This window comes from Candidatus Margulisiibacteriota bacterium (genome assembly GCA_031268855.1).
GTDB lineage: Bacteria > Margulisbacteria > Termititenacia > Termititenacales > Termititenacaceae > Termititenax.
Genome location: JAIRWS010000054.1, coordinates 1 through 9,469 on the forward strand (window position 1 = coordinate 1; position 9,469 = coordinate 9,469).

General features: G+C 53.6%; 11 protein-coding genes. 9 read left to right on the top strand and 2 right to left on the bottom strand.

Going from position 1 to position 9,469, the window contains the following annotated elements; all coding sequences use genetic code 11:
- Positions 1 to 737 (bottom strand): hypothetical protein (locus LBJ25_03490; GenBank protein ID MDR1453020.1); only part of this gene is annotated, 737 nt, incomplete at its 3' end.
- Positions 738 to 811: 74 nt separating this feature from the next.
- Between LBJ25_03490 and LBJ25_03495 the strand changes: the two genes are divergently transcribed.
- The 9 genes from LBJ25_03495 (at position 812) to LBJ25_03535 (ending at position 8,965) form a co-directional block, all read left to right on the top strand.
- Entirely contained in the window at positions 812 to 1,072 is a 261-nt protein-coding gene (locus LBJ25_03495) for a helix-turn-helix domain-containing protein (protein MDR1453021.1), read from the top strand.
- A gap of 90 nt (positions 1,073 to 1,162) precedes the next feature.
- Positions 1,163 to 2,230 carry an AAA family ATPase gene (locus LBJ25_03500; protein ID MDR1453022.1) on the top strand — a complete coding sequence of 356 codons (1,068 nt, stop codon included), beginning with the start codon at positions 1,163 to 1,165 and terminating at the stop codon, positions 2,228 to 2,230.
- Positions 2,231 to 2,315: 85 nt separating this feature from the next.
- Positions 2,316 to 2,696 carry a metalloregulator ArsR/SmtB family transcription factor gene (locus LBJ25_03505; protein ID MDR1453023.1) on the top strand — a complete coding sequence of 127 codons (381 nt, stop codon included), beginning with the start codon at positions 2,316 to 2,318 and terminating at the stop codon, positions 2,694 to 2,696.
- A 2-nt stretch (positions 2,697 to 2,698) separates the two neighbouring features.
- Entirely contained in the window at positions 2,699 to 4,588 is a 1,890-nt protein-coding gene (locus tag LBJ25_03510; GenBank protein MDR1453024.1) for a heavy metal translocating P-type ATPase, read from the top strand.
- Positions 4,589 to 4,681: 93 nt separating this feature from the next.
- Positions 4,682 to 5,977, top strand: coding sequence for a phosphopyruvate hydratase (gene eno, locus LBJ25_03515; GenBank protein MDR1453025.1), 1,296 nt, complete (start codon positions 4,682 to 4,684; stop codon positions 5,975 to 5,977).
- Positions 5,978 to 6,072: 95 nt separating this feature from the next.
- Positions 6,073 to 6,594: a shikimate kinase gene (locus LBJ25_03520; protein MDR1453026.1), complete on the top strand. Its 522-nt coding sequence runs from the start codon at positions 6,073 to 6,075 to the stop codon at positions 6,592 to 6,594.
- Positions 6,582 to 7,727: a 3-dehydroquinate synthase gene (aroB, locus tag LBJ25_03525; GenBank protein MDR1453027.1), complete on the top strand. Its 1,146-nt coding sequence runs from the start codon at positions 6,582 to 6,584 to the stop codon at positions 7,725 to 7,727. The genes LBJ25_03520 and aroB overlap by 13 nt, the downstream gene beginning before the upstream one ends.
- 18 nt (positions 7,728 to 7,745) lie before the next feature.
- Entirely contained in the window at positions 7,746 to 8,174 is a 429-nt protein-coding gene (aroQ, locus tag LBJ25_03530) for a type II 3-dehydroquinate dehydratase (protein MDR1453028.1), read from the top strand.
- Positions 8,171 to 8,965, top strand: a complete 795-nt coding sequence (locus LBJ25_03535) for a M24 family metallopeptidase (protein ID MDR1453029.1) — start codon at positions 8,171 to 8,173, stop codon at positions 8,963 to 8,965. The genes aroQ and LBJ25_03535 overlap by 4 nt, the downstream gene beginning before the upstream one ends.
- A gap of 3 nt (positions 8,966 to 8,968) precedes the next feature.
- Here the strand turns inward: LBJ25_03535 and LBJ25_03540 are convergent.
- The coding region (locus tag LBJ25_03540) for a 4Fe-4S binding protein (GenBank protein MDR1453030.1) at positions 8,969 to 9,469 on the bottom strand (501 nt) is incomplete at its 5' end.

A 9,469-nucleotide genomic window follows, 5' to 3' on the forward strand; every position in this document is an offset into this window, starting at 1 on the left:
TAATAACTCGGCCTATTGTCGAACGCCGCGCCCAAGCCGGAGCTGCCTACAGCGCCGGAAATAGACCCGCCAGTAATAGCGTGCGTATGCGAGCCGCTTTCGGGGATATTTACATTGACATCGTGTAAATGCGTCCCGCCATTCTCAGAAGTGTAAACTGAAATGCTATGCGTATGAGATAAATTTATTTTGACGCCAGTCCCAGCGGCGTCTCGTGTAGTTTCTACTGAGCCACCACCGCAGGCTATTCCTGCCGTCGCCCTGCCAAGACAATAGCCACCAGAACGAATTACACCGCGATCACTTGAAACAGAAAATTCACCATAATTATCTCCGCTCATCTCACCTGTGTTTCCGGAAACAGCATGCACATGTCCGCCGCCGCCGGAGTTCGTCGTGCCGTTGCCGGAATGTTCATGCGCTCCGCCCGGGATCATCGAGAGGCCGCTCACGGACATATTATTTAAACTGTGACCATGCGCCGGCAAATTGGCGGTGGACAGCTCCAGAGAATTATTGCCGCCCGTGCGGCTGCCGTTATAGCCCATGATAAATTTATCCCGCAGATCCGGCGTTGCCCCGTAAGGTGTCTCCTGCCCGGCGCACTGATACCAGCCCTTGAGCGTGACATTGTCCTGCCAGCTTGTGCCGTCGTACTGCAAGATCAGGCCTTTAGGAAAAAAAAGCAAATTCAAAATATCGTCCGCATACATTTTCTGGCCTGCCGCTATAGTCATATAAATCCCCCTTTTAATTTTTGTCTCCTGTCAATTGGTAGGAGAACATTAAAATTATACCTTATTATTTATTCATGTCAACTGACAGGAGAACTTTCAAGAAAGAATTCGATCTGCGTTACGATGCTGTCGATATTGGCAAATACATTACCGCGCTACGCAAAAAACAAAATTTGAGCGTCTGTCAGCTAGCTTTACGTTCCGGCTTGAAAGACCCGGTGTTGCTGCGTGTCGAAAAAGGCGAGCGTGAGCCGCGCCTGAATACCCTGCTCAAGATCATCAGCGGGTTGGAATTATCGCCCGCTAAATTTTTTCAGTTTTTCGACAAATACTAATCCGCTGCTGGTCAAAACAACTCTTCCCTGCTAAAATCTACGCTTGTTTTTGTCAAAGACTGATTCAGGTTTGGGGGTTTTGAAAAGTAAATGTCTGTTATTGCGATCATCAATCAAAAAGGCGGCTGCGGCAAAACTACCACGACGATCAATCTGGCCGCGGCGCTGGCGCAAAAAAAACAAAAAACCCTGATCATCGATTTTGATCCGCAGGGACACAGCTCGCTGGGGCTCGGCGTCAATGAGCAAAAATTAAGCCGCACGATCAGCGATGTGCTGCTCAAGGCTGAGCCGCCGCAAAACGCGCTGCTAAACATTAAAGAAAATCTTGACCTGCTGCCGTCCAATATTTCCCTCATCGCGCTGGAGCAAAAACTGGCCAGCGTGACCGGCCGCGAATATTATCTGCGCAAGATGCTGGCGGATTTTGGCCGAAATTATCAAACGGTCATCATTGATTGTCCGCCGCATCTGGGGCTTTTGAGCGTGAACGCGCTGCTGGCCGCGGACAAAGTGCTGGTGCCGGTCGAGCCGAGCAAATTTGGCCTGGACGGACTGCGCAAACTCATCGAAACGATCCAGATGCTCTGCCAAAAAACCAAACATCTGCTGGACATTAAATACCTGCTTTCCCTGTATGAGCCGGATTCGGATTTCGCGCAAACTTTTGCCCAGAGATTTAAGCGCGACTACGGCGCGGCGCTGCTGCACACCAGGATCAACCGCGACAGCGTGATCCGCGAAGCCGCGCAGGCCGGTTTGCCAGTGGCGGATTTTCAGCCGCGCTCTCTGGCTTATCTTGATTATCTGGCTCTGGCCAACGAAATTATCATCTGGCAAAACCAGGAAATTTTAGAAAATGTTTTTAACAATCCGCCGGCCCAACCGCCGCAAACCGCGCTCGGCGTTTGTTTTGCTATTCAAAACACCGAAGCGCAGGCGGTCAATATTTCCGGTGATTTTAACAACTGGACACCAGAGGCCTCGCCGTTGATCAGGCTGGAGCAAAAAGGCCTTTGGTATACTTTTTTACCGCTGCAAGCCGGACGCTACAATTATCAGTTCGTGATCGACGGCAAGCATCGCCCCGACCCGCGCAACCCCGTTACGGAAACCTCGCCATTCGGCGCACAACAGTCAGTGGTAGAGATTAACTAACCGCTTATTTCCAAGCCAGAAAATTATCCGGAGTGATTGCTTTTTTCTTTGTTGACAAGTTATTTTTTTACGTTATAATAGTTGAATGAGTGCTCAATTATTCAATCATAGCAATGACGCGGTGTGCGATTGCTGCGTCATTCATAAACAGCTGGTGCACAAAGTGCGCCGGTCGCTGCCAGACGAAAATTCTTTGCTGGAGCTGGCCGATCTGCTCAGAGTGTTTGGCGACTCGACGCGGGTCAGGATCATCAGCGCCCTGCTACACGCCGAGTTGTGCGTCTGCGATATCGCCGCGCTGCTCGGCATGACCAAATCGGCTATCTCGCACCAATTAAGAGTTTTGCGCCAGACCAAGCTGGTCAAGCACCGTAAAGCAGGCAAAATCGTTTATTACTCTCTGGATGATAAGCATGTCAGCGCCATTTTCAAACTGGGACTGGCGCATGTCCGCGAAAGGAAATAATTATGTGCGAAACTTGCGGCGCGGAAAAACAAACAGCTAACCCCTCAAGGCCTGGACTAAAATATTTCTGCCTCTTCAGCGGCACGGCGTTTTTTCTGGCCGGACTGTTTCTCCAGCTGGACAATACCGCGCGCTTGCTGGTGTTTCTGGCCAGCTACATTTTAATCGGCGGAGAAGTTGTCTGGCAGGCCATCAAGAACATTCCGCGCGGCCAGATTTTTGACGAAAATTTTTTGATGAGTCTGGCCAGCATCGGCGCGTTCACGATCGGCGAGTATCCCGAAGCCGCGGCCGTTATGCTTTTTTATCAGATCGGCGAGAGTTTTCAGGAGCGGGCGGTCGCGCGGTCGCGTCAGGCCATCACCACGCTTATGGATATTCGGCCGGATTTTGCCGTGCTGCCCGGCGGGGAAAAAGTTGATCCGGCGGATGTGCCGGTCGGCGCGGTTATTATTGTCCGGCCGGGCGAAAAAATCCCGCTGGACGGCGCTGTCATAGAAGGCCGCTCCACGCTGGATGTATCCGCGCTCACCGGCGAATCCCTGCCCCGCGAGGTATCTGCCGGCAGCGAAGTTTTATCCGGCTCGGTCAATCAAAGCGGCCTGCTGACTATCCGTGTGGACAAAGTATTCGGCGAATCCACGGTCAGCAAAATTCTGCGTCTGGTGGAAAACGCCGAGCAGAAAAAAGCGCCGGTGGAGAATTTCATCACCAAATTCGCGCGTTATTACACGCCGGCCGTGGTCGGCGCGGCCGCGCTGCTGGCTGTCCTGCCGCCGTTATTTATCAGCGGCGCGGCGTTTACCGATTGGCTGTACCGCGCGCTGACTTTTTTGGTCGTGTCCTGTCCCTGCGCGCTGGTTGTTTCCGTGCCGCTGTCGTTTTTTGCCGGCATCGGCACGGCCTCGCAAAACGGTATTTTGGTCAAAGGCGGCAATTATCTCGACGCGCTCAATGACGCCGGGACTGTGGTGTTCGACAAAACCGGCACTTTGACCAGAGGAGTTTTTTCCGTGACGCAGGTCCGGCCGGCGGACGGCTGGACGGCGGAAAAACTGCTGGAAACCGCCGCGCACGCCGAGCTACATTCCAATCACCCAATCGCCGTTTCGATACGGCAGGCTTACGGAAAAAAACCGGACGGCGCCCGCGTGACCCAGCTTGCGGAAATTGCCGGACAGGGGCTTAAAATAAAACTGGATGGAAAAACGGTCTTGGCCGGCAACGCCAAAATGCTGGCGCAGGAAAATGTGCCGCTGCCAGACAAGGCCCTTTTCGGCGCGCCGGACGGCACGGTCATTTATCTGGCCGTAGACCAAAAATTCGCCGGCGCTATAGCTATCGCCGATGAAATAAAGCCGGACAGCCGACAGGCCGTCACGGAATTAAGCAAACTTGGCAAAGACATTGTGCTGCTCACCGGCGACAATCAAAACACCGCGCGGCAGATCGCCGCCGCGCTTGGCATAAACAAAGTTTACGCGGAATTATTGCCGCAGGAAAAAGTCGAGCAGCTGGAAGCGTTAGCCCAAAGCGGCGGCAAAACGATCTTTGTCGGCGACGGCATCAATGACGCGCCGGCGCTGGCCGCCAGCGCTGTGGGCGTAGCTATGGGTGGTGTCGGTTCGGACGCAGCCATCGAAGCGGCGGATATTGTGTTAATGACCGACGAGCCGTCCAAACTGCCCACAGCAATGTGGATCGCGCGGATCACACGGCGCATCGTCTGGCAAAATATTATTTTTGCGCTGGGCATCAAAGCGGCAATTTTGCTGCTGAGCGCGCTGGGACGGGCCGGCATGTGGTTCGCGGTTTTCGGCGATGTCGGCGTTTGTTTTCTGGCGATCCTGAACGCGCTGCGTATTATGCTCGTGAAGCCCCGGAAAAATTAATTTCGTAAATTTCCAGCCTGCCCAAAAATATCAGCCTGTGCTATAATCCCCGCGCTTTTGGGGACAAAATCTTAAATAGCAAAGGAGAAAATTATGTGCAAGGCAACAACAATAGTAGAGATCAAAGGCCGCGAGGTGCTGGACAGCCGCGGCAATCCGACCGTGGAAGTCGAAGTCCTTTTGGCCAACGGAGCTTTAGGCCGCGCGATAGTTCCGTCTGGCGCGTCGACTGGCTCGCGCGAGGCTCTAGAGCTGCGCGACGGTGACAAAAAACGCTATCTGGGCAAAGGCGTGCAAAAAGCCGTGCATAACGTCAACACGCTCATCGCCAAAAAAGTACTCGGCCTCGACGCGCTCGATCAATTGACCGTCGACAGCGCTATGCTCAAACTGGACGGCACGCCTTTCAAGAAAAAACTGGGCGCCAACGCGATACTCGGCGTTTCGCTGGCTACGGCCAGAGCCGCCGCCGCCGCGCTGGAAGTACCGCTGTACCGCTATCTGGGCGGCACGTATACCAATGAGTTGCCAGTGCCGATGATGAATATCATCAACGGCGGTGCGCACGCGGACAACAACATCGATTTTCAGGAATTCATGATCGTACCGGCCGGCGCGGCGACATTCAAAGAAGCTCTGCGCACTGGCGTGGAAGTTTTTCACCATTTGAAAAAGGTGCTGAAAAGTCAGGGGCTGAACACCGCGGTCGGCGACGAAGGCGGTTTTGCGCCAAATTTAAAATCCAACGAGGAAGCGATCCGCGTGATCATTGAGGCGATCCAGGCCGCCGGTTATAAACCGGGCAAAGATGTTTTCATCGCGCTCGATGTGGCTTCCAGCGAATTTTACGACGCCAGGAAAAAGAAATATTTGCTGGAAAGTGAAAACAAAGAGCTGACTTCCGAGCAATTCGCCCAGTATCTCGGTCGTCTAGCGGATATCTATCCGATCATATCTATAGAAGACGGCATGGCCGAAGGCGACTGGGACGGCTGGAAATATCTGACCAACAAACTGGGCGGCCGGATCCAGCTGGTCGGCGATGATCTTTTTGTGACCAACGTAAAAATTTTGGCCGAGGGCATCAAAAAAGGTATCGCTAATTCTATTCTCATCAAGGTCAATCAGATCGGCTCTTTGAGCGAAACTTTTGCGGCCGTGCAAATGGCGCAAAAGGCCGGCTACACCGCGGTCATTTCGCACCGTTCGGGCGAATCCGAAGACTCGACGATTGCCGACATCGCCGTGGCGCTCAACGCCGGCCAGATCAAGACCGGCTCGGCCTCGCGCACCGACCGCATTGCCAAGTACAATCAGCTGCTACGCATCGAGGAAGAGCTGGGCAGCAACGCGGTGTACAGCGGGATCAAGTCCTTTAAAAATCTCTAAATCCGCTGCTGCAATTTTTTACCCGCGCTTGATCTTGTAAAATCAGGCGCGGGTTTTTTATATCAACCGGAATAATTCCGTGTTAAAATAACGGTATGAACCTAATCCTGATCGGATTCATGGGCAGCGGCAAAACTTCTACTGGCCGGATTTTGGCCAAACAACTCGGCTACAAATTTCTCGACACCGACCAGGTCGTCGAACAAAAAAACGGCCTGACCTGCGCTAAAATATTTGAACAGCGCGGAGAGGAATTTTTCCGCAAACAGGAAACGGCGGCGCTCCAAGAACTGCACGGTCTGGACAGCGCGGTCATCGCCACAGGCGGCGGCATTGTTTTGTCCGCAGACAATCGGGATCTTTTAAAAAAACTCGGCATTGTAGTTTATTTAAAAACCGAACCGGCTGAGATATTGAAGCGCGTGGCAGATGACGTGACGCGGCCGCTACTGCCCCAAGAAAACAAATTGGCGGAAATCCAAAACCTGCTGGCCGTGCGGCAACCGCTGTATCTGGCCGCCGCGCAAGCCGTCGTCGAAACCTACACCGGACTACCCGAAAAAACCGCCGCCGAAATTTTAAAAATGTTAAAATTGGAGCCGTTATGCCGTCCGTAGAAGTAAAATTAGCCCAGCGTTCTTACACCGTGCGGATCGGCGCAGGTCTGTTGTCCCGAAGCTGTCAGCTGTTGAGCGAGTTAGATCTGCACGGCAAAATTTTGATCGTCAGCAATAAAAAAGTTTTCGGCCTCTACGGACGGCAGCTGCAGATCAATCTGGCCAAGCACTATCAAGTTTTTGTTTATCTGATCGGCGATGGCGAAAAATATAAATCTTTCAGCACCCTGCAAAAGGTTTTGCGTTTTCTGATCCAAAACAAATTTGAGCGCAGCGACACCATCGCGGCGCTGGGTGGCGGCGTGGTCGGCGATCTAGCCGGCTTTGCGGCGGCGGTCTATCTGCGCGGGATAAATTTCGTGCAGCTGCCCACCACCCTGCTCGCGCAAGTCGACTCCAGTGTCGGCGGCAAAACCGCGGTCAACGATCCGCTGGGCAAAAATCTGATCGGCGCTTTTTATCAGCCCAAACTCGTGATCGCCGACACGCGGACTTTGCGCACTCTGCCCGCGCGGGAGATGCGCTGCGGTCTGGGCGAGATCGTCAAATACGGACTGATCGCCGCGCCGCGCCTCCTGACCACGCTGAGTCAAAAGGCGGACAGCACCGCCGAGCCGTTCGCCCAGCGCTCTGCCGAGCTGCTGGCGCAGTGCTCTGCCGAGCTGCTCACCCAGCGCTCTGCCGAGCTGCTGGCGCAGTGCTCTGCCGAGCTGCTGGCGCAGTGCTGTCGCATCAAAGCGAAAATAGTCAGCGCCGACGAGCGTGAAAGCAATCGGCGCGCGGTCTTAAATTTTGGCCATACTATCGGTCATGCTCTGGAAACAGTTTCGCATTACCGCATCAGTCATGGTGAAGCCGTCGCTCTGGGCTCGCTTGGCGCGGCGCATATTTCCATAACGCGCGGCTACCTCCCCTGGCAAACTCTGGACAAGCTGCAAAAACTTTTTATCCAGCTGGGTCTGCCCACACATACCGGCCGCCGCCTCAATCCCGGCCAGATTTACCGCATCATGCAAAGTGACAAAAAAGTCGCGGACAGCAGGCTGCGCATGGTTTTGCTTCAAGCTATAGGCAAACCGGTTATTTGTCCGGTAGAATATGCGGAGATCGTTGCGGCGCTGAATATTATTTGAGAGAGAAGGATTTTTCTAATGAAAAGAATTTTAGTTGTTCATGGGCCAAATCTCAACCTGCTAGGCAACCGCGAGAAAAAAATATACGGCCAGACCAGTCTGGCCTCTCTCAATAAAAAACTTGCCGCGCTGGCCCAAAAGCGCCGCGCGCAAATCGAGTTTTACCAATCCAATGTCGAGGGCGAACTGGTTAATAAAATTCAGGAGAGCAAAAAGAAATTTGACTACATCATTCTTAACGCGGGCGCTTACACGCATTACAGCATCGCCATACGCGACGCGATCAGCGGTGTCAAAGCCAAAGTCATCGAAGTGCATCTCTCCAATATTTACGCGCGGGAGAAATTTCGCCACGAGTCCGTTATCGCGCCGGTCTGCCTCGGCCAGATCGCCGGCTTTGGCCAGGATTCTTACCGCCTCGCGCTGGAATATATTTTAGGTTTATGAACCGCCTGCAAGCCATTCGGCAAGCGCAGAAAATCACAGACCGTGTCTTCGCGGAAATCCGCCAATTCATTCACGCCGGGCTGACCGAAAAGCAAGTCGCGGCCAAGATCCAAAAATTAATTATTCAGCGCGGCGGCGACCGGCGGCTGGCTTTCCAGCCGATCGTCTGCTCCGGCCAGCGCACCGCGTTGTTTCACGGCCCAACTTCCAAGAAGAAAATTCAGAAAAATGACATTATTTATATCGACATGGGCGCGCGTTACAAAGGCTATTGCTCTGATCTGACGCGGACTTTTTTTCTCGGCCAGCCTGACCGCAGACTGCAAAAAATCTATAAAATAGTTTTGGCCGCGCAGAAAAAACAGATCCGTCTGGTCAAAGCCGGCGCGTCTATTGCGGCCATCGACCGGGCCGGGCGGGATTTTTTCCAAAAACACAAACTGGCTAAATATTTCACGCACACCACCGGCCACGGCGTAGGCCTAAAAATCCATGAGCCGCCGACCATCTCCTACAAGTCGCCGACCGCGCGCCGGACAGGTCAGGATATTGTGAATGCGCTGGCCAAAGCCAAGCTGCTCTCCCCCAAGAAACTGCTTAAATCCCGCGCCGTCATCACCGAAGCTCTGGCGCAAATTCCCGCCCTCGCCGGACAGGACACGCTCCAAGCCGGACAGGTCATCACCATTGAGCCAGGCCTTTATATTAAAGGATTGGGCGGCGTGCGCATCGAGGACATGCTCATCGTCACCAAAAACGGCTGCGTCAATTTGAGCAAAAGCCCGAAATAAAAATCAGAGCGGATTATCCTTGAGCGTCCAGACACCGCAGGGGCAGACGCCGGCGCAGATGCCGCAGCCGATGCATTTTTGCGGCTCGGAAACATATTTGTAATCGCCGTCGCTCACAACCACGCGCGAAATGGCGTTTTCCGGACAGGATTTGAGGCACATCTGGCAGTCGCGGCAGGTCCCGCAGCTTACGCAGCGCAGGGCTTCTTTGAGCGGTTCGCAGACCGTGATTCGACCCTGCTCACCAACCGTGGTTTGACTCTGCGAGTTTTCTGCTTTGCTAAAATATTCCAGCGCCAATTTGTCCGGCGCGATCAACGCTTTTGGCTCAGTGTATTCGGTATTGGTCAACGCGGCGTGAATACGCAGCGCGGCTTCGCGTCCGCCGCCGATGGCTTCGACCAAAAGCCCCAGTTTGGCCAGATCGCCGATCGCGTAAACATTGCTCTCGAACAAACAGCCCGCGCCAGTTTTCAAATAACCGCGCTCCAATTCCGGTTTGTC

Excerpts from the sequence above, each read along its gene's own strand:
- LBJ25_03495 (MDR1453021.1), top strand. The coding sequence starts at position 812 with ATGTCAACTGACAGGAGAACTTTCAAGAAAGAATTCGATCTGCGTTAC.
- aroB (MDR1453027.1), top strand. The coding sequence starts at position 6,582 with ATGCCGTCCGTAGAAGTAAAATTAGCCCAGCGTTCTTACACCGTGCGG.
- LBJ25_03500 (MDR1453022.1), top strand. The coding sequence starts at position 1,163 with ATGTCTGTTATTGCGATCATCAATCAAAAAGGCGGCTGCGGCAAAACT.
- LBJ25_03505 (MDR1453023.1), top strand. The coding sequence starts at position 2,316 with ATGAGTGCTCAATTATTCAATCATAGCAATGACGCGGTGTGCGATTGC.
- LBJ25_03520 (MDR1453026.1), top strand. The coding sequence starts at position 6,073 with ATGAACCTAATCCTGATCGGATTCATGGGCAGCGGCAAAACTTCTACT.
- eno (MDR1453025.1), top strand. The coding sequence starts at position 4,682 with ATGTGCAAGGCAACAACAATAGTAGAGATCAAAGGCCGCGAGGTGCTG.
- LBJ25_03535 (MDR1453029.1), top strand. The coding sequence starts at position 8,171 with ATGAACCGCCTGCAAGCCATTCGGCAAGCGCAGAAAATCACAGACCGT.
- LBJ25_03510 (MDR1453024.1), top strand. The coding sequence starts at position 2,699 with ATGTGCGAAACTTGCGGCGCGGAAAAACAAACAGCTAACCCCTCAAGG.
- aroQ (MDR1453028.1), top strand. The coding sequence starts at position 7,746 with ATGAAAAGAATTTTAGTTGTTCATGGGCCAAATCTCAACCTGCTAGGC.